Annotated in this window: 20 protein-coding genes; all 20 read left to right on the forward strand. The window is 52.7% G+C overall.

Going from position 1 to position 20,172, the window contains the following annotated elements; genetic code table 11:
• Position 1: 1 nt before the first annotated feature.
• The 20 genes from AC50X8_RS30335 (at position 2) to AC50X8_RS30430 (ending at position 20,055) form a co-directional block, all read left to right on the forward strand.
• A complete protein-coding gene (locus AC50X8_RS30335) occupies positions 2–241 on the forward strand; it encodes an acyl carrier protein (protein ID WP_056035458.1) in 240 nt (79 codons plus the stop codon).
• Positions 211–1,572 carry an ATP-grasp domain-containing protein gene (locus tag AC50X8_RS30340; protein WP_494883278.1) on the forward strand — a complete coding sequence of 454 codons (1,362 nt, stop codon included), beginning with the start codon at positions 211–213 and terminating at the stop codon, positions 1,570–1,572. The genes AC50X8_RS30335 and AC50X8_RS30340 overlap by 31 nt, the downstream gene beginning before the upstream one ends.
• A gap of 30 nt (positions 1,573–1,602) precedes the next feature.
• A complete protein-coding gene (locus AC50X8_RS30345; protein WP_494883280.1) occupies positions 1,603–2,733 on the forward strand; it encodes a UDP-glucuronosyltransferase in 1,131 nt (376 codons plus the stop codon).
• A 38-nt stretch (positions 2,734–2,771) separates the two neighbouring features.
• On the forward strand, positions 2,772–3,878 hold the full coding sequence (locus AC50X8_RS30350) for a radical SAM protein (protein ID WP_494883282.1): 1,107 nt from the start codon (positions 2,772–2,774) through the stop codon (positions 3,876–3,878).
• Between the two features lie 79 nt (positions 3,879–3,957).
• Complete coding sequence (locus AC50X8_RS30355; protein WP_494883284.1) at positions 3,958–5,148, forward strand: radical SAM protein; 1,191 nt, start codon at positions 3,958–3,960, stop codon at positions 5,146–5,148.
• Between the two features lie 14 nt (positions 5,149–5,162).
• On the forward strand, positions 5,163–6,209 hold the full coding sequence (locus AC50X8_RS30360; protein ID WP_494883286.1) for a Gfo/Idh/MocA family protein: 1,047 nt from the start codon (positions 5,163–5,165) through the stop codon (positions 6,207–6,209).
• Between the two features lie 14 nt (positions 6,210–6,223).
• Positions 6,224–7,216: an ABC transporter ATP-binding protein gene (locus AC50X8_RS30365; RefSeq protein WP_494883289.1), complete on the forward strand. Its 993-nt coding sequence runs from the start codon at positions 6,224–6,226 to the stop codon at positions 7,214–7,216.
• On the forward strand, positions 7,203–8,012 hold the full coding sequence (locus AC50X8_RS30370) for an ABC transporter permease (protein WP_494883291.1): 810 nt from the start codon (positions 7,203–7,205) through the stop codon (positions 8,010–8,012). Before AC50X8_RS30365 ends, AC50X8_RS30370 begins: the two co-directional genes overlap by 14 nt.
• A gap of 5 nt (positions 8,013–8,017) precedes the next feature.
• Positions 8,018–8,821 (forward strand): ABC transporter permease, encoded by an 804-nt coding sequence (locus tag AC50X8_RS30375; protein ID WP_056035370.1) that lies wholly within the window; start codon positions 8,018–8,020, stop codon positions 8,819–8,821.
• A 151-nt stretch (positions 8,822–8,972) separates the two neighbouring features.
• Positions 8,973–9,755 carry a glucose-1-phosphate cytidylyltransferase gene (gene rfbF / locus AC50X8_RS30380; RefSeq protein ID WP_494883293.1) on the forward strand — a complete coding sequence of 261 codons (783 nt, stop codon included), beginning with the start codon at positions 8,973–8,975 and terminating at the stop codon, positions 9,753–9,755.
• Between the two features lie 19 nt (positions 9,756–9,774).
• Complete coding sequence (locus tag AC50X8_RS30385; RefSeq protein WP_494883295.1) at positions 9,775–10,869, forward strand: NAD-dependent epimerase/dehydratase family protein; 1,095 nt, start codon at positions 9,775–9,777, stop codon at positions 10,867–10,869.
• Positions 10,866–12,161, forward strand: coding sequence for a UDP-glucose dehydrogenase family protein (locus AC50X8_RS30390; RefSeq protein ID WP_494883297.1), 1,296 nt, complete (start codon positions 10,866–10,868; stop codon positions 12,159–12,161). Before AC50X8_RS30385 ends, AC50X8_RS30390 begins: the two co-directional genes overlap by 4 nt.
• Complete coding sequence (locus AC50X8_RS30395; protein WP_494862213.1) at positions 12,148–12,414, forward strand: phosphopantetheine-binding protein; 267 nt, start codon at positions 12,148–12,150, stop codon at positions 12,412–12,414. The genes AC50X8_RS30390 and AC50X8_RS30395 overlap by 14 nt, the downstream gene beginning before the upstream one ends.
• 5 nt (positions 12,415–12,419) lie before the next feature.
• Entirely contained in the window at positions 12,420–13,478 is a 1,059-nt protein-coding gene (locus tag AC50X8_RS30400) for an LLM class flavin-dependent oxidoreductase (protein WP_494883299.1), read from the forward strand.
• Entirely contained in the window at positions 13,462–14,505 is a 1,044-nt protein-coding gene (locus AC50X8_RS30405; RefSeq protein ID WP_056035357.1) for a hypothetical protein, read from the forward strand. Before AC50X8_RS30400 ends, AC50X8_RS30405 begins: the two co-directional genes overlap by 17 nt.
• Complete coding sequence (locus AC50X8_RS30410) at positions 14,502–15,557, forward strand: phosphotransferase enzyme family protein (RefSeq protein ID WP_494883301.1); 1,056 nt, start codon at positions 14,502–14,504, stop codon at positions 15,555–15,557. The genes AC50X8_RS30405 and AC50X8_RS30410 overlap by 4 nt, the downstream gene beginning before the upstream one ends.
• 40 nt (positions 15,558–15,597) lie before the next feature.
• Positions 15,598–15,858: an acyl carrier protein gene (locus AC50X8_RS30415; RefSeq protein ID WP_494862207.1), complete on the forward strand. Its 261-nt coding sequence runs from the start codon at positions 15,598–15,600 to the stop codon at positions 15,856–15,858.
• Positions 15,855–16,739 (forward strand): cysteine peptidase family C39 domain-containing protein, encoded by an 885-nt coding sequence (locus tag AC50X8_RS30420; protein WP_494883303.1) that lies wholly within the window; start codon positions 15,855–15,857, stop codon positions 16,737–16,739. The genes AC50X8_RS30415 and AC50X8_RS30420 overlap by 4 nt, the downstream gene beginning before the upstream one ends.
• A gap of 195 nt (positions 16,740–16,934) precedes the next feature.
• Positions 16,935–18,944 carry an amino acid adenylation domain-containing protein gene (locus AC50X8_RS30425; RefSeq protein ID WP_494883305.1) on the forward strand — a complete coding sequence of 670 codons (2,010 nt, stop codon included), beginning with the start codon at positions 16,935–16,937 and terminating at the stop codon, positions 18,942–18,944.
• Between the two features lie 187 nt (positions 18,945–19,131).
• Complete coding sequence (locus AC50X8_RS30430) at positions 19,132–20,055, forward strand: nicotianamine synthase family protein (RefSeq protein ID WP_494883307.1); 924 nt, start codon at positions 19,132–19,134, stop codon at positions 20,053–20,055.
• The last annotated feature ends 117 nt before the right edge of the window (positions 20,056–20,172 follow it).

Raw genomic sequence — 20,172 nt, forward strand, 5'->3', positions numbered from 1 at the left:
GCTGCAGACGCAAATTATTACGATTATTTCCGAAATCAAGAACGAGCCCGACCTGGCAGCTACGCTGACGGGAGCTTCCGACATGCTGAACGATGCGGGGCTGGACTCGCTCCAGCTGATTAATTTCATACTCCGGATTGAAGACGAATTCGAAATCGAAATCGATTTTGACCAATTTGATATGGAGCATCTGCAGTCTATCGATATATTTTGCGACTTTATTCAAGCCAAGAGCGCATGAGGCGGGCTGGAGGCGTAACGACGATCCATTGCGGCGCCTTCGATGCGGAGACGCTGTGGCGGGATGAGACGCTGGCGAAGCTGCCAGCCCTGCCTGACCCGCAGGCGAAGGCGATAGTTGGCGCCATGGACGAGCTGTTATTTTTATTTTGCGAAAGCTCGGACGTGCTGCTTACCCGGAATCCGGTGGCTCCGGCGCAGCTTCGGTATTTGAGCGACATCGGCTTGACGTTCAGGACTAGCGATGAGCCACTTGAGGATAGCGGCGGAGCGCAGGACGTAAATCCCTTCCAGCAAATGCTGAATAAAGGGGCAGTGCGCAAGTATAAGGAGCTGCTTCCGCCAGGCGGCTTTATAGAGCCGTTTGCCGTACTGGACGGCTTGCAGGAGCTGTCCTCGCTTTATCGGCTCGATGGGCGTTATCCAGCTATGGAGACGATTCGGCACGTGAATTCCAAGCTGTATTCGGCAGAGCTGAGAGAAGGTTTGGGGTATGGCCCGCCTACGAGGATTGTGAGGAGTCATACGGAGCTGAGGCGCGCCGCCGAAGCTATGCTGCTTGCTGGCCCCGTGCTTGCTAAAGATACGTTTGGGGTATCTGGCAAGGGAAACTTGCTGATCCAAAGCACGGCGACGCTGGAGCGTATAGCCGGGTATGTCGCTGTCCAGGAGCAGAAGGGAAAATCAACCTTGTTTCTGCTCGAGCCACTGCTGGGCAAGGAAGCTGATTTTTCATGCCAATTCCATATTGATGCGGACGGCGGCTATGAGCTCATTTCCGTACAGCAGGTTTTGAACGCCGAATTTGCCTATCAGGGCACGTTCAGTGCAAGTGTGGAGCTCATAGAGAAGCTGGAGCGCGAAGGCTATTTCAAGCTGATGCAAAAAACGGCCGAGCTGCTTTATGAGAGCGGTTACAACGGCCACGTCTGTGTCGATTCGATGCTGCTGGCGGACGGCAGTCTCGTGCCTATTGTAGAAATTAACGCGCGCAAGTCGATGAGTCTGATCAAAAAACGGCTGGACGATTATTTGGCCGAATTTTCGCTTCAGGGGAACCTTACCTATTTGTCCGTCATCTGCCTTGGAATCGTGGAGTACGCCGATCTGCTTGCGGCTATGGACCGCGAAGGGCTGCTCTTCCGGCCTGAACGGGGAGAGGGAATTCTCCCGCTTAGTGCTGGTACGTTCACGATTAATCAAGCACCCGGTTTAAAGCGCAAGGGAAGGCTCTATTTGTCCGCGGTCGCGGGGCGGATAGAATGCTGCAGCGAGCTGCTTGCCCGCATGCGAGCCCTCCTGAAGTCTCGCGGTATTGCCGTAACCAATTAAGCGCCTAAAGGGAATGAGGAGGAAAATAAGATGGGCAATAGGGCTAATCGGGACAATCACTTTACCACGATTCTTTGCTCAGGCTTCGGTCTTGGTTTCTATAACCCTGGTTTAATTGTGAACTATCAATTGAGACAGCGCGGCATACCGACCGAGGTGCTGGTATTCGAAAGGTTCATGCAAAAGGAAAAGCAAGCAAAAATCGTAGACAGCAGGAAGGCTTATCATGCCAATTTCGCACTTGCGAAAATCGCCACTAAGCTGCCTAAGGATATTCGGGACAGCTTCGATCCGGAAAAAATCTTTGACCTGCTAAACAGCTGGGCGGCGGAGGGACGAAGGAGGTTTATTTCCTTGTCTGGGCATTGGGTGTACATCCTGGAGCTGTACAGAGAGAAGCTTGGTGCCGCCGCCGCCGAGCTGGAGGTGGATCTGCTGTATGTGGATTCGGATCTGTCACCTTCTTGGAAAAGCCTCAAAAAATATATGCCCGATTATCCGGACCGTTACCGAGAGGTGTGGCTGTATGCGTCGTCAACGTTGTCTATTCATCTGCAAATTCGTGTTGGCGACGGAGAACCGCTGCCTTTCGCAGGTAGAGCGCCGAGGTATGTCATTCACGGCGGAGGCTGGGGGATGGGGACGTATCAAGGGAAAATACCGGAGCTTGCGCAGCTGGGCCTTGCCCTCGATGTCGTTGCTTATGAGCCGGCGGAGGCCCAGCGGCAGAACCCGGGCAATCGTTATTACATGAACGATCCCGAGTGGACGGCTTGGAATAAAGGGGAATCCGGGGAGCATGAATTTCCAAGGTTCGGCGAGATTAGGCCGGATACTGCACCGTCATTTTCCAATCTGCCGTCCCATCACGGTCTCTATGATGTCATTCGTCAGGCCAAGGGCATCATTAGCAAGCCCGGTGCGGGGACGCTGATGGATTCGCTGGCCTCGGCCACGCCAGTCATTATGCTCGAACCGTTCGGCGAGCATGAGAAAAGAAATCTGGAAGTATGGCTGGAGCACGGACTCGGAATTACCTATGAGGATTGGGAGCGGGCGGGATTTGCAGAGGAGGCGCTAGCGACGATTCATGAACGGCTGCTCGCGAAACGAGCGGCTACGAGATCGTATACGGACGACTATTTTGAACGAATCGTTTGAGGGTGAAGAACGGTAACCTCAGGGAAGAGGGCGAGATGATGGCAATCAGAACGGAGTCCGCGCCTGCCGCGGCGCAAACGTTAGACCTGCACAGTCCCAAGTGGATTTTTCTGCAGCTGATCGAATCGTGCAATTTGCGCTGCAAAATGTGCTTCGAGTGGGGGGAGAACGGCTCTTACAAGGAGAAGCCGGAGCTGAAAAAGCTCGATATCGGCGTGGTGAAACGGATTATTGAGGATTGCAAGGATACACGTCCCTATTATGAGCTTTACGGGGGAGAGCCGCTGCTTTACCCATGGATCGACGAAGTATTGGAGCTCATTCATACAACGGGGAGCAAAGCACATTTTCCTACAAACGGTACTTTGCTGGAGCGGCATGCGGAGATGATTATGGCCTTTCCGCCAGAGCGCATTTGGGTGTCGCTTGATGGTCCTGAGGAAATTAATGACGCACAGCGGGGAGCAGGCGTCTTCCGCAAAGCAATGAAAGGCATCCGCAAGCTCTATGAGCTTAGGGAAGCGATGGGCAGCGAATACCCGAAAATTGGCATCAGTACGACCGTCACGCCGACGAATTACAGGCATTTGGAGCGATTCTACTTTGAAAGCGTAGACCTTGCGATGCTGGATTGTATTAGCGTCGAGCTGCAGCAGTATGTCACCCGGGAGCGCTACGATCACTACGCAGGCGTGCTGCGGGAGCATTTCGATATTGCCGCCGCGCCGATTGCCAGAGGCTTCATCGCTGATCCTGCGCAGTTCGCGGAAGTCGATGCAGCGGAGCTATGCCGGCAGTTGAAGCGAATCGAGCGCCACTGTGCGGAGCACGGCATGTACTTCAATGCGTATCCGAAGGTAATCAGCGAGGAAAATATCCGCCATTATTTTAATGCGGAATGGTCCAAGGTTACCAATATGAAGAAGCGCTGCGTTTTTCCATGGATCAGCACGGAGGTGAGTGCTAGAGGCGAGGTAACCTCCTGCCACAATTTCTACGATCTATCGCTTGGGAACGTCAATGAGCTCAGCTTAAAGGAGATCTGGAACGGCACGAAATACAAGCAGTACAGGGATTATTTGCGCAAGCAGCTGTTCTCTATTTGTCCGGGCTGCTGCTTGTATTATAACGAGAAGCCGCGCTGAGCGGCCTTACCAAAGTTGAGACGGTAGAGGCTCGCTCCGCGCAGAAGTCTCTGCTGAGCTTAAGGGGAGGGAAGTAAGCGTGCAGCCTAAAACAAATATCCGAATGGATGAGAAATCGTTCGAGATTCTAAAGCGAACGATTCGAAACGCAGCAATCCCGATGAGGCAGAAGAGGGAAAACCCGAAATACAAGACGGAGCTTCCCGAGGTTGTCGCCATTAAGCTGACCAACCGCTGCAATTTGCGCTGCAAGCATTGCTACCAATGGAACGAGGATGGCTACCATCATCAGATGGAAACGGCTGAGCAAAATTTGGATATCGACGTGTCCATTGTGAAACAGTTGTTCGAGGATACGAAGCAGGCGAAATCCCGCTTGTATTTGTGGGGCGGCGAGCCGATGTTCCACCGGCAGTTCGGCGACATTTTGACGATGCTGGAGGAGGATCCCCGAGAGGTCACGATTTGCTCGAATGGGTTGCTCTTCGATCAATATATGGAGCAAATACTGCGTATTTCTGAACAGCTGGAGCTGCTTATCGCCGTGGAAGGGTTTGAGAAGGATCACGATCTCATCCGGGGAAAGGGCTCTTACAGCAAGGTGATGAAAGGCATCGACCAGCTGCTGGCGCTTCGATCGGAGGGCCGGTTCCATGGACGGATTTCGGTCCATTGCGTCATTAATAACGCAAACATCTATTATTTATACGACTTGATGGAGAGCTTCGAGCAGCGGGGAATTGATCTCGTGCTGCTGACGTTCCCCTGGTACATTGCTCAGGATACGTCGCTTGCGATGGATGATTATTTTCGCGAGCAATTTGACTGGCTGCGCCATATTGAAGAGGGAGAGAAGAGCAGCTGGCACGCCTTCAAATACCGGATAGAGCCGCATCATCTTCCCTCCCTGCTGGAGCAGCTTCGCAAAATGAACGAGCGTGTCTGGCACACCCGTCTGCGCTACCAGCCGGGGCTCGAATTTGACGAAATTGAGCGTTTCGTCACAGGCGAGGTCATGACCAGCCGCTGTGCGACCGATTGTCTGGCGCTGGCTACACGTATTGACGTAACGCCGACGGGAAACATTTCGGCCTGCAAATTTTTCTCCGAGTTCACGGTTGGCAATCTAAAAGAAAAAAGCCTTGAGGAAATATGGAATTCTGAGGAATACGATCGTCTTCGTGAAACCATCAATAACGGCTTGACCCCGGCATGCTCCAAGTGCAATGTGCTTTATTTGCATGGCGTCTCGGCGCTAAAGCACATATAGGAGCTGATGACAACATGAGAACTTTAGCTCTAGGCATCATCGGCTGCGCGTCGATCGTTCGCAGGGCGGTATTCCAGCCGCTACCGTTCGTCGGAGGCATTAGGGTGGTGGGCGTTGCCAACCGTACTAGGTCGCGAGCGGAGGCGCTAGCCGCCGAATTCGGCATCCCGCGCGTATTTGAGCAGCTTGAGGACGTATTGGCAAGCCCGGATGTGGACGCCGTGTATATCGCGCTGAGTAATGATCTTCATACCGAATGGGTGCTGCGCGCGGTCGAGGCGGGCAAGCACGTGCTCGTGGAGAAGCCGATCGCGATGAATGCGGGTGAGTGCGCAAAGCTTGCGGAGCGGCTAGCCGGCCAATCGGCGGTCGTGCTGGAGGGGCTGATGATCCAGCATCACCCGTGGCAAAGCGCCCTCCGGGAGCTGATTCAGGGGCAGCGTTATGGCAAGCTGCTGCAGATGCGCACGGAGATGCATATACCGATGCGCGATCTGCCGTTGACGAGCTACCGCTGCGATCCGGGCCGAGGCGGCGGCGTCTTCGCCGACCTTGGCTGCTACTGGCTGCAAACGCTGCAGCAGCTGCCTGGCTTTGAGGCAGCCAAGCCCACGAAGCTGAAAGCGGAGTCAGAGTTTGACGGTCCGCGGGGCTGCGACTGGTCATTCGACGCATCGCTCGCCTATGCCAGCGGGTTCGCTGCGGAACTGTCGGCTTCCTTCGAACGCCCTTACCGCACGCGGCATGTGTTGAGGCTGGAGCATGCTGCCCTGGTAGTAAACGATTTTTTTCGCGCCAACGTCGGGAGATATAAAATCACGATTAAGATCGAGGAGCCCGGAACCGGCCGTCCGCTCGGCAGCATAAGCTTTGATCGGCAGCATTATTACGAGAAGCAGCTGGAGTATTTCCGCGACAGCGTCTTGACTGGGACTGGGACTGGCAATGGCAAAGGAAGTCGCGAGCTTCTTCGTGAATCGCTGGAGCGGGTCAGATTCCAGGAGCGGATTCATGCGGACGCTGTGTACCGCAAGCGCCATGTCGAGGAACGTATGAAGTAAAGGAGACAACAGGGATGATCATTGAGGTTGACGGCTTATCCAAATCCTTCACTTACCATAAGAAGGAGTTGGGACTTAAAAGTTCGATCCAAAATTTGTTCCGCCGCGAGCAGCAAACGAAACATGCGGTGTCGGATATTTCCTTTAGCATCGAGGAGGGAGAGGTCGTCGGGTTCCTCGGGCCCAATGGTGCCGGCAAGACGACGACGCTCAAGATGCTGTCGGGCATTTTGCATCCGACGAGCGGCAGCGCCAAAGTGTTCGGCTACACGCCATGGGAGCGGAAAAACGAATTTAAACGGCAATTTTCCATCGTCATGGGACAGAAAAATCAGCTATGGTGGGACCTGCCTGCGAATGAGTCGCTGTTTCTGAACAAATGCATCTACGAGGTGGACGATGCGGAGTATGCGCGGACGCTGGGAGAGCTGACCGAGCTGCTTGACGTGAAGGAGCTGTTGAAGGTGCAGGTGCGCAGATTGTCGCTAGGCGAACGGATGAAGATGGAGCTGATTGCCGCTCTCATTCATAAGCCGAGAATCCTCCTCTTAGATGAGCCGACCATCGGTCTCGATATTATTTCGCAGCGCAAAATAAGGGAGTTTTTCAAATATTACAATCGCGACAAAAAAACGACCATCGTCCTGACCAGCCATTACATGCACGATATTGAGGAACTGTGCGATCGCTCCATTATCATCAACCACGGAAGGATCGTATTTGACGGTGGGCTGAATGAGGTCAATGAAAGGCTTGGGCATAAAAAAATTATGAAGCTGGTGCTTTCCGAGCCCGTTGAAGAATGGGTGCTGAATCAAGTCGGAGAGGTCAAGGAATTCAAGGATACACATGTGAAGTTCGTGTTCGAGCAGTCGGAAATTAAAAAAATGTCGCGCTGGGTGCTTGACCACCTGCCCGTAATTGATTTCACCATCGAGGATATTCCGATTGAGGAGGGCATCGCCCTGCTGTACCAAAGTGGCGGTGAGAAGCATGAGACTGCATAGCATGTATTCGAAAACCTTCTCACTGGGCGTGCAAAATTCGCTGGAATACCGGACGAACTTTTTTCTGAATCTGTTTGGCGCGGTTTTTCCGATTTTAATTCAGTACTTCTACTGGAGAGCGGTGTTTACTAGCTCGGGCCAACCAATTGTATTCGGATTTTCGTATAACCAGATGATTGCTTATTCCGTTCTGGCGGTCTTGATGTCCAAGCTGATCGGCACCACGTTCCAGTACGAAATTGCCCGGGACATCAAGGACGGCGGATTGAATAAGTACCTCGTCAAGCCGATAGGGTATTTATCATACCGGATTTTCTGTTTTCTTGGGGAAAAAAGCGTGCAAATGCTCGTTGTACTCGCCCTTTCGGTGATCGTCATGCTGCTGCTGAACGCGTGGCTGGACTTTCCGGTCAACCTGTCCCATATTTTGCTGTTTCTATGCGTCGTGCCCAGCGCCTTAATGCTGAACTTCTTCATCTATTATAGCTTAAGTGCCGTCGCTTTCTGGTTTACGGAAGCGAATGGCGCGTTTCGGACGTTTGCGCTGCTCGCCAATATTGCGGGCGGGGGTTTGTTCCCGCTGGATATTTACGGCCCGGTTACCAAGGCTATTCTGCTGGCGCTGCCATTCAATTATGTGATTTATTTTCCCATCCGTCTGCTCAGCGGCATGTTGACCGGCCCGGAGATTGCTGCCGGGGTAATGATGCAGTTGGTCTGGATTGGGGTGTTCGCCGCGCTCTCGACCTTGCTGTGGAGGCAGGGTCTCACGAAGTATATTGCGGTGGGAGGGTAGGCCCCTTGTTAAAGACATTAAAAAAATACGCATTGATCTACAAGGTTTTCGTCAAAAACTGCTTTATCGCCCAGATGGAATACCGGATCAATTTTTTGTTCGCGAACACGATCGAAATCGCTTATTTATTCATCAAGCTGCTTTATGTGATGGTTGCGTTCCGCGTCGGGGTCGTCATTAACGGCTATACACCGGATATGATGATGATGTTTGTCGGGTCCTTTACGATGATGACGGGCTTTTATTGTCTTTTCTTTTATTCGAACTTCATGAATTTGAGCAATCATGTTCGAAACGGCACGCTGGATCTGCTCATCACAAAGCCGGTTTCGCTGCAGTTTATCGCTACGCTTCGCAATGTAGACTTCGGCTTTTCATTTACAAACGTGGTGGCTGGGGCAGGGATGATTATCCTTGCCTGGTCGCGCATGGGCATTCCGGTCACACTTTCGCGGGTAGTGATGTTTTTGCTGTTCATTTTCCTCGGCATCGTGCTCAAATATGCCATCTTCCTGATGCCATCCTTGATCTCGTTCTGGACGGTACAGACGGCGGCGGTCAATCAGATGTCAACCGCCATATGGGATATGAACCATGTGCCGATGCACATATATGGCCGCTCGGTTCGGCATGCAGGCACGTTTTTGTTCCCGGTGTTTGTCATTACTAATTTTCCGCCGCTGTTCGTGCTCGACCGGCTGACCTGGGTGCATATGGTCTGGTTCCTGATCGCTCCGCTGCTGTTTTTATTCCTCTCGCGGAAGCTGTGGAACGTAGCCATCCGCAATTACTCCAGCGCGAGCAGCTAGCGGTGGGGGTGCGGTGTGGAGCCTAGTCGAGTCGAATCGAGTCAGGTATGCCCAATTACGGGCTGCGAATGCCAAGAAACCGCCATAGCAGCGAGGACGCCAAAAGCATGACCATTACATGATACAAGTTCATAACAGAGGAGCGTCGGAGATGGAGAAAACAAAGGTCGTCTTATTGTCCGGCGGCTTCGGTACCCGTCTGGGTGAAGAAACGGTTCTGCGGCCGAAGCCGATGGTAGAGATCGGAGGCATGCCGATTTTATGCCATATTATGAACATTTACGATGCTTGCGGCTTCAATGAGTTTATTATCGCTTTAGGCTATAAGAAGGAAATGATCAAGCAATATTTTCTCAATTATATGTATTTGCAAAACGATTTCTCCATCCATATGAGCCAAGCGAGCGTCGATATTGTCAGGCACAGGCAGCCGGATTGGACGGTGCATCTGCTCGATACAGGACTGAGCACCATGACGGGCGGGCGGCTGCACAGGCTTCGGGATCAGCTTTGCGATGATACATTCATGACGACCTATGGGGATGGAGTGGGCGATATCGACGTCAAGAGCTTGCTCGATTACCACAAATCCCATGGGAAATTGGCCACGGTCACGCTCGTCAAGCCCCGCGCCCGATTTGGCACCGTGGATCTGATAGGCGATCAGGTCGTCTGTTTCAAGGAGAAGGCCGATACCGGTGGCTGGATTAACGGCGGCTTTTTTGTTTTTGAGCCAGGCGTGCTTGAATATATCGGTCACGATACGGATGTGCTTGAAAGCGACGTCCTTCCACGACTGGCTGAGGAAGGACAACTTATGGCTTACAGACACGACGGGTTCTGGGACTGCATGGACACGATGCGCGACAAGCAGTATCTCGAGAGCCTTTGGGCTTCTGGGGAAGCCCCCTGGAAGCGCTGGCACGACAATTAAGGGAGGGGCTGAAGCGTCTATGGATGCGATGAATAATCCGATCATGCAGGAAGATATGGCGTATATCCAAGATAAAATGGTCAACCCAGCCTGCTTCGCCGGCATGAGGATTCTGATTACCGGCGGCGGCGGCTTTATCGGCTTTTACCTGACTCACTTGTTCGTCCATCTGAAGCGTCAGGGCTATGCCTATGACAAGCTGCTGCTGCTCGATACATTCCGTTCCGGCATCCCGGAGTGGCTTTCCTCCCTAGTGGCGGAGCATCAGGATATTGAGGCGCACACGTTCGATATTGCCAGAGACAGCCTTGAGCTTGTACAGGGTGCCGAGTGCGCGGATTACGTCATTCATATGGCCTCCATCGCCTCGCCCACGTTTTATCGGCAGTTTCCAGTGGAAACGATTGAAGCGAATGTCATGGGACTGCAGCGGCTGCTCGACTTCTATAAGCATCGCCCGCTGAAGGGCCTTCTGTTCTTTTCCAGCAGCGAGATATACGGCGATCCGGACCCGAATTTCATACCGACCCCTGAGTCGTACTGGGGACATGTGCCGAGCATTGGACCGCGCGCATGCTACGATGAGTCGAAACGAATGGGCGAGACGTTGTGCTACGTCTATCATCAGACATTCGGCATGCCGGTCCGTATTGTGCGGCCGTTCAACAATTTCGGTCCCGGCATGTCGCTTATGGACCGCAGGGTGCCTGCCGACTTTGCGCTTGCTGTGCTCCGGGATGAACCGATTGTGATTCATTCGGACGGCAAGCCGACCCGGACGTTTTGCTATATTGCCGACGCAATTGACGGCTACCTCCGCGTCCTGCTGCATGACGAATTCGACTGCTTTAATATCGGCATGGACGGCGGCGAGCTGTCCGTTGAGCAGTTGGCTGGCATATACCGTGAGGCTGCCTCCGAGCTGCAAGGCTACACGGGCGATATCCACTACGCTGCCTCCCCGGAGAAGGATTACTTGCTGCATAACCCGTCCAGGCGCTGTCCAGATTTGTCCAAAGCCCGGGGTGTGCTCGGTTACCGGCCCGAGATTGAAGTGTCCGAAGGAGTCAGACGTTACTTGAGGTTTCTGCAGAAGGAGCTGATCTCCGTATGATCGCGGTGATCGGACTAGGCTTCGTCGGTCTAACGACCGGGCTTGGACTTGCCCATCGTCTCGGCTGTACCCTATTCGCATACGATTGCGATTCGAACAAAAGGGAGCTGTACCAAGCGGGAAAGATCCCGTTTCACGAGCCGGAGCTGCAGGAGCATCTTGGCCGCTATCTGGGCAATCGATTCATCGTTTGCGATACGCTTGAAGAAGCTTTGCGCAGGGCGGAATATATTTTTTACTGCGTTGGCACTCCCGCTCTTGCCGATGGCGGCACGGACCTGAACGCTTTGCTGGATGGGCTGAAGGCAAGCCGCGAGGTGTTGTCGGACGGACGGTTTCGCGTGCTGGTCATAAAGTCCACAGTACCGCCGGGTACGACCTCCCGCGTAATTGCGCCTCTGCTCGAGCAGTTCGGATTACGCCCTGGGGAACATGTCGGCCTAGCAGCAAACCCGGAGTTTCTAAGAGAAGGCTCGGCGTGGCGCGATGTGATGGAGCCAGACCGGATCGTCATTGGGGAAGCTGAGCCGATCGGCGGAAGGATGCTTGCGGAGCTGTATGCTTTGGGCTTTGATGCTCCCGTCCGCCGCGTATCAGCCACAGCCGCCGAATTTGTTAAATACATGTCCAATTCGCTGCTAGCCACGCTGATCAGTTTCGCGAATGAGATGGCGATGATTGCAGAGCGGACTGGCGACATCGATATTCCTCAGGCGTTCGATTTGCTTCACGAGGACAAGCGCTGGCAAGGCACGCCGGCCAAGATGACCGATTACGTGTATCCGGGCTGCGGTTACGGAGGGTATTGCTTGCCTAAGGACATCGCTTCAATGATTCATCATGCTTCCGCTATTGGCGAACAAGCTGGTCTGCTGCAGGCTGCGGTTGACGTGAACCAAAAGGCACAGATGAGAATGGCGGAGCGGATTGCCGCTGCTGCCGGACACGATAAGAATCGAAAGATTGGTCTTCTGGGTCTTTCATTCAAGCCGGGCAGCGACGATGTACGCGGCGCCGTTTCTTTCGAAATCATACGTCTAATGCTCGGGATGGGATATTTGAACATCGCTGTTTATGACCCGCTATCGATGCAGGCGTTCGACCATGCTTATGGACTGCCCATTTCTTATGCGCAAACGATGGAGGAGCTGGTTTCGGGGAGCGAGGTTATCGCGATCATTACCAGCTGGGAGGAATTTAAAGAGAAAAGGCATCTGCTCTCGGGCAAGCTCGTCATCGACGGCAGATATACGGAAGAGCAAAGCGGGGTGATTGTTCATGCTGGACAATAAGGAACATATCGTGAATATTTTGGCGAAGCTGCTGAACCTAGAGCCGGAGCTGCTGGTGGCGCTTGGAGAGGATGCGGATTTAACGGAGCAGTATTTAAGCTCTGTTCTTGTGGTCGAGCTTGTGGTCGAGCTGGAGCAATATTTTGACCTGATGATCGATGATGAAGATTTATTGACGGAAAACGTCTCCACGATGCGAAAAATCGGGGAGCTGATCTCGAAATACAAGGAGATGCAGCCTTCGAAGGAGTGAGCGAAATGGCTTTTTGCTGGATGCTTCCGCACGGTGACCTTCAGCGGATAACGGAGCAGGCTAGAGCGGCCGAAGGGTACGGCTTTGATTCCGTATTGTTGATCAACGCGAACGAATACATGGACCCTTGGCTTGCTGCCGCGTATTTGGCCGAGCGAACCGGGAAGCTGCGATTTCTGATCGCGCAAAATACGAGCTATATTCTGCCAACGGCAGCAGCAAAAGCGCTAAGCACATTAAATCTGCTTACTGGCGGCCGAGCGGATATAAATGTGGTAACCGGCAGCTCGGCCATTGAGATGGGGCGCATGACGAAAGCGCTTAGCCACGAGCAGCGCTATGAGCGGACGAAGGAATTTGTAGAGCTGTTTCACCGGCTGCAAGAAGGCGGGACTGTCCACTTTAGAGGCTCATGGTTCGAGGTAAATCAAGGAGAGCTGAATCCGAAGCCGCCTGCTCGCGGCAGCGTGTTCATTTCCGGCAGCTCCCCAGAGGCTATGCGAATCGCGGCTGCCAGCGGACACCATTATTTAACGTACGGGCATGATTATCCGGTTGTCAGCAATCGGCTTGAAACGTTTCGTGGATATATCCCTAAGGCAAGTCTGCATCGTCCTAAGTGCGGCATTATGATCGATATTATAGCCAGAGAGACGACTGAATCGGCTTGGGCCGCAGCAGAGCGTTTTCTTGGCGGAGCGAGCGCTTTAGAGAAGCGCACGAACCGGCTGTTCCGCAATAATTGCGATGCTGCAGGGATTCAGAGCTACAAAGCGCATTATGCAGACCCGATGGCAAAAGTATCCGAGCACTTATGGGCAGGACTCGTGCAGCTGAATACATCAAACGGGTTTTCCATCGTCGGATCGTACGAGGAGGTGCGGCAGTCGATTCGGAAGTTCCAACAGCTAGGCGTAGACTATTTTATTCTAAGCGGGCTCGCGGGGCCCGATGAACAGCTGCGCATCGGCGAGTACATTCTCCCCTATGTAAGAGGAAATGGGGAACCTGCGAGACTCTCGCCGGCGGTAAAGGAGGCCACAACCCATGGAAATGGACATTAAGCATAAAAAACCTTTTGCCATACGCGCGGGCCTGCACTGCTTGTTCTCCGGTTTGTACCACATCTTGGAGCGAGAACGGCCGGAAGCGGCAGCGGAGAGCGATGAAGCGGATATTTATTTCGAGACGAACGGGCAGAATTTGGAGTACTACGGCGATCTGAACAGGGTTTGGCTTGCGTCTCAGCAGGACATTGTAGAACGATTCGCCCAAACTTACGGACTTAAGCCGCATGCCTCGTTCGAGGTGGAGCTGAATCCGGGTGCCGCGCTGCTGCGCCTGCGGGAGGCTGTGCTGCGAGGCCGCATGCCGCTGCTGTTTATACGTACGACATCGCTCGACTACCATGAGGTATTCAGAGACGGAGAAGAGAGAAATCACCTTGTCCTTCTGCTTGGCTGGGACGATGGCAGCGATTCGGTGCTGATCGGCGACAGCTCCTTTCTCGATCAGGCGGGGCATGTCACTACCTATGAAGGAGTGTTGACGGTCGATGCGCTGCGAAGAGGATTATGGGGGTACGCTTGGTTCGAGACTGATGCGGAGCAGAAGCTTTTCTCAGGCTTAGAACGATTTAATGAGGTGCTCCAAAACATTCGCTCATTTAATCAAGGCTTAGAATTGCCTGACCAAAGGTACCAAGGCAGTCTTGCCTACCGTATGTATGTAAGGGACTACGCTAAGCTGCCTGCGTTAGATGCTCCGGCGTTCTCTGCTGTGTGCCGGAACGTGTATTATTGCTTCCGGGTCGGGGGGATGCTTCATCAGCTTGAATACCTTGCTGCATATATCGGGCGCTATGAAGGGCGATGGCCACAAGAGGGCCAAGAGCTTCTATACCGCGTGGAAGGATTGCGGGAGAAATGGCGCAAAGCACTGATGCAGTTATACAAGGTTGGCTTATCCGTCCAGCGCGATAAGATCGGCCTGCTGCAGGATCGATTCACTCTGCTTCTTGACGAGCACGAAAAATTGCTGTGTGATCTGCTGAAAGCGGTAGACGAGGAACAAGGAACTGCCAGCCGATGAAAGCTAATTTGTTTGTACAAGACGACAACAGACTCGTTCAAGAAGCGATCGGACGCTTCGCTCTAGAACGGGTCGCATTCGTTCCGCTGGAGAGCTATGAGAGCGGAGTATACGCATGGGAATTGAAGGGTCGCAAATTTATTTTAAAAATGACCCGGAAAAGCCGTCGAACTCGGGAACAGCTGATGGGAGAAATCGATTTTATTCAATTTGTTGCCTCTCATGGCGTTTCCGTGGCTAGGCCCATCGTTGCAAGGAGCGGGCAATACGTAGAAAACATCAGCGGCAGCATCAATAGCATGAATGGCATGGATGCCATTGACGGCAAAGTGGACGGCGAAGGAAGTGGCGGAAGCTCGGGATACTGGGCGTATGCTTTCGAGTGGGCAGAGGGCGAGCGCGTCGGTCCCGGCCACTATGGCCCCAAGCTTTACAAAGTATGGGGGATGGCCATGGGACGGCTGCACAGCCTTGCCGAGCTGTATGAGCCGAAGCAGCCCGAATGGACTCGTCCCAGCTGGGAGGAATCCGAGCTGCTGCCAACGTTAGAGTTGTGTGCCCTCAGCTCGCTCCCGGAGCTTCGATCGGCGGCTGACACCTGGATAACCAAAGTAAGACTGATTCCCGAGCGTACGGGGGAGTTCGGTTTAATCCACAACGATATGCATCCTCGCAATTTTCATTGGACCGGCGAAGGCATCGTAATGTTCGATTTCGACGGGTTGACGCATCATCATTATGCGAGCGACATTGCGGTCGCCTTATATTACGGTTTGGCGGAACATAGCCGGGCGAGTGAGAGCAGTTGGTCTCCGGAGTTATTCCTGCATGATTTTTTGGAAGGCTATACCGTTTGCCGGACCGTCTCAGCAGAGCTTCAGCGCCATATACCCGATTGGATGATGTTTCGTCATATCCAGCTTTATATGTCGTATTTCCGGTCTTGGGGGGAGCGGCCTGCTGGAATTACAGAGAGATGGACCTTGAGCCGTTATAGGAAAGATATTATAGGAGGCACCTTGTTTGGCAGGAAGCCTGAGGATTTGGCATGAACAAGCTAATCGCATTCTAAGCCTAGAAAGGAGATCCATTATGAACGGTACGGAATGGACCAAGGAACATATCGCGGGTTATGTGCAGTCGCAAATCAAGGAACAGCTTCAACTGGAGGAAGATGTCGCGCCAGATGATGAGCTGGCAAGCTATGGGATGGACTCGTTTGCTTCGATGAGTCTTGTTGTAGCGTTCGAAACGAATTTTGATATCGTCTTTGAGGACGAGGAGTTGCTTTTCGAAAATTTTGCCACCTTGCAGCATATGGTCGATAGCATTTGCGGAAAGCTGCAGCCATGAATCTCGCGTGGGTGGATTGCTCCATCGACAAGCTGCTTACCCTCTATCCAGGCATTCACCCTTATGCGGCAATGATAGACCGCTGGGCGTTCAAGCCGGTATGGGACGAGGAAGGCGAGGAGGTAGATTTGAGCCGGGTGCTGGCTACGGAGGAACAGCTCCTTGCACACTATGGAATTGAGCGGAGTTATGAAAACAACTGGATCGATGAGGCACTGCGAAGCGGGCATCTGGTACTGCTCCCTTGCGATCTGTTCTACATGCCGCATGCGAAGGTATTTTACGGCAAAGAGCATGCAGGACACTACATTGTTGTCCGTGAGCTTCTGCCGGACGGAAGCTACTTGATCTTCGACGATCATCCCGCGTTTTGCGGGGGGATGGATCGGACAGCACTAAAGACGGCCCATGATGCATTGGGCTTGCCGTATCAGAGGTTTGTGCCAGGCATGCTTCAGGTGACGGATGCTTCTGCGATTGGCTACGTATCCCGCATGCTCAAGGCGGATTCCTTCTACTTAAGCAACTTTGCACAGCGATTATTGGCCTCGGAGGAGACGGTGCTGCGCAAATGTATGATCCTGAAGGCAACGCGCCATTTCCATCATCGGCTGTACGGCTTTATCCGAATGGTGGATGCTGCGCCGCTGCCTTTAGGAGAAGGAGAGGCCGTGTCGGAGCTGAGGCAAAGCATTGTTCAGTATATAGACGACTGGAGAGTGACGGTCAATCTCGCTACAAGGGTTTTGCTTCAGCCGGCGCTGCCGATATGGGATCGTCTACAGAACCGGCTTGAGAACCATCAGGAGAGCGAGGCGCTGCTTCCGAATGCAGCTGATCGTTTTCTTGAGCTGCTGCATACAGCTGAGACGAAGGGTTAGCTGGTGCGCATGGCGACGAAGATGTGATGGCACGCTGTGACCGACAGGGATTTCAAGGGAAATCGGAAATGGGCTGCAAACGATTTGCAAGCTAGAGAAGGAGGTTCTTGCCTCCATGCTCGAAGCTCTGCAACGAAGAAGATTAAGCTGACAAATCCTTCTACTAAAACCTTCTACAAGGGAGGGCAGATGTCGATGACGCTCGCTAGCCATGATAGTGTACAATTAACGAGTTTACGGCTGGCTTGGGGGCTTGTGCTGGTGAAATACCACGAGCCCGAGCAGCTTCAGCTGTACGTGGAGGAGCAAGGGAGCCCGCCATTGTGGAGCTGCAAGCGAACTGGCAAAGCTCCAGAAGAACCAGACTCCGGCAATAGGACTTTTTTGGAACTAGACTGCTCTGTGGACGAAACGGTTGAAAAATGGCTGCAGCGGCTGGAGGCCATGCTTGGCATTCCTTCAATAAACGAGGTTATTAAAGCTTCTCCGCAGCGATGTTCCTCGGAATGGCAGGATGAGCTAGAACAAATCGTGTATGACGATGCGAGATGGAATGGGCATTTGCACGAAAGTATTTCTATGGAGCGTTTCAAGTCCCATGTGGCCAGCTTGGAGGAGGCGATGTTTCACAAGCGCAATCAACTGCTTAGGGATGTACCCATGCTGCTAGCCGATGAATATATTCAGCTCGCAAGGGACTTCAACGAGACTACGCTTGCGTTTCCACGGGAGAGGACGATACACGGACTGTTCTCGGAACGCGCGGCGCTGCATTCGGAGCACATAGCGGTTGTTTCAAACGCTGGCAGCTTGACTTACGGGGAGCTGGAGAGAGAATCCAGCAGACTTGCTGCATCGCTGCGCAAGAGGGGAGCAGGCAAGGGACAGATCGTTGCCATTACGGCCGACCGCACGCCGGAAATGCTGATCGGTTTATTGGCGATATTGAAAGCGGGCGCCGCATACTTGCCCATCGATCTCCGTGCACCGGAGGCGCATAACCGTATCATTTTGGAAGACTGCAAAGCCCAAATCGCGATCTCTCGCACGCCGCTGCAGGGACTCCAGACGCTGAACCCATATGAGGCTTCGTCTTACTCGGACGAGTCGGATTTTGAGAAGAGCTTTAACACGTCGACCGATTCAGAACTTCTGGCGTATATCATCTATACATCGGGAACGACGGGAGCCTCTAAGGGGGTGATGATCCGGCATCGGAACGTCGTCAATTATGCAGCTTGGTTTAACGCCCAATATGGCAGAGAGGCGCCGCTTCGTGTGCTTCTAGCCGCCAACTTGACGTTTGATGCATCGGTAGAGTCGATCTTTTGCACCTTGCTAGGGGGTGGCAGCGTCGTTTTGATTCAAACCGAGCTGTTGGTGCATCAGCGCGCGTTCCGGCAGTTTATTGACAAGCATCAGGTACAGGTTATTCATCTTGTCCCTACGCTGCTCAATCGGCTGCTGTCGGAAGGAGAGCGGCTCGCTAGCGTGCAAATTGTCATTTCCGGAGGAGAAGCCCTTGAGCAGGGGCTGAAGGATCGTCTTGTGCACAAGGGATATCGGGTTTTTAATCACTACGGTCCGACTGAGGCGACGGTCGTGTCCGTAACCACCGAGCTGAAGGAAGGCTTGCCTGTAACGATTGGCAAGCCGATTGGAAATACAAGCATATACATCGTTAATTCACACATGCAGCTATGCCCGATCGGTGTAATTGGGGAAATCTGCATCGCCGGAGAAGGCTTGGCTATGGGATACCTGCAGCGCGAGGAGCTGACAAAGCAAAGATTTGTTCCGAACCCCTTCGAACAAGGAGCTATGTTGTACCGTACCGGAGACTTTGGCAAATGGCTGCCAGAGGGGCTAGTCGAATATGCCGGCAGGGTCGACGATCAGCTGAAAATTAATGGCATACTCGTTCATCCTGAAACAATTCGTAAAGCAGTTGAAGCTCATCAGGCGATTCAAGCCGCTATTGTCCTTTTTTCACCGGAAGATGAAGGAGGAAAGCTGATCGTTTATTATCGCTTGGCGCAGCCGGGAGCGGCAACGGTGTCGGTAACCGAACTGCGAGCTTTTTTGCTTCAGAGGCTGCCGCCCTCGATTATCCCTAAGCAGTTTGTCGAGCTGCAGGAATTCCCGCTTAATTCAAATGGAAAGGTGGATAAAAAACGACTGCTTGCGAAGCAGGAGTGCGTCTAAGTGCAATGCTGACCTGTGCGGCCATGCAGCATGCGGCTGGCGACGACTCTTCATATTTGATGAGCGTCGGTTCGTTTCCTAAAGATGATTTGCTGAATACCCAGTCCTAACCTTCGTCTACATTGCTAACCATTCGAATATATTCGAAGTGGGAACGCGGATGCAGATTGAAGGAGGAATTGGGCAAATGGAGGACTTTTCTACAAATACTACTATTCATACAGCGAGAGCGCCAAGCATTCAAAAGGTTGATGATTTTATCGATTTTATTCGTGAAATAAATGAGCTTCTTCAAAAAGAAGAGGATCTTTCTCCTGCCAATCTACGGGTGGCGAACATGATCGGGCGCCTTTCACAGCAATTGCGCATTTGCTACTCGCCCGAAGAAATCAAGGCTGTTCTAAGCGATGAATATATGGTCATGAACCAGCGAATGCTGCAGGATAAGCTGTCAAAAGCCGAATTTCAAGTAGAGCTGGCTGATTCTCAGCATATTTGCAGGGCGGAGGCTGCCGCAATGGATATCGTCACACAGCTGCCCTACTGGACGATTTATATGGCTTTAGTTAGCGAGGAGCTGTCCACCCTGCGTCCGTTTAATCGGCAAGATGGTCAGATAGAGAATTCGCCGATTGTATTTGTTGGCAGCGGGCCGATGCCGCTTAGCGCGATTATTCTTCATCTATTAGCTGATGTGGAGGTCATCTGCCTTGATATCGACCCAGCGGCCTGTGAAACCTCGTGCTCTTTTCTCGAAAAAATGGGGTTAGGAACGAAAGTGAATGTCATGATGAAAGATGGGGCAGAGTTCGATTACAGCTGCTATAGCCGGATCTTTGTAGCTAGTCTCGTGCAAAATAAGCTGGCGGTGCTTGAACAAATAGCTCGTTCATCCCAAAGTCCTCTCGTAGCTGTTCGTACGGCCGTAGGCATGAGGCAAATCATGTATGAAGCGATTGATGAATTACAGCTGAATAAGCGGGGTTGGCGGATTTTGGCACGGACTTGGCCTGATGTTAATCTGGTCATCAATTCAACGTTGTTTCTGGATCGTGCGACTAATCCTGATGCAAGGAGTGAGGAGGGAGAAAGGAGAAGGGCAGGGCATTAGTTGGAGTAGGTCTCGCGGACTGAGCAGAGAACACTCATGACGTTTGATCATGAGTTTTATAAGGCGAAGCGGTAGCTTCATTAAAACAAGCTGGAATTCTGGCAATAGCCTGAATTC

This window comes from Paenibacillus sp. JT22N15 (genome assembly GCF_059383755.1).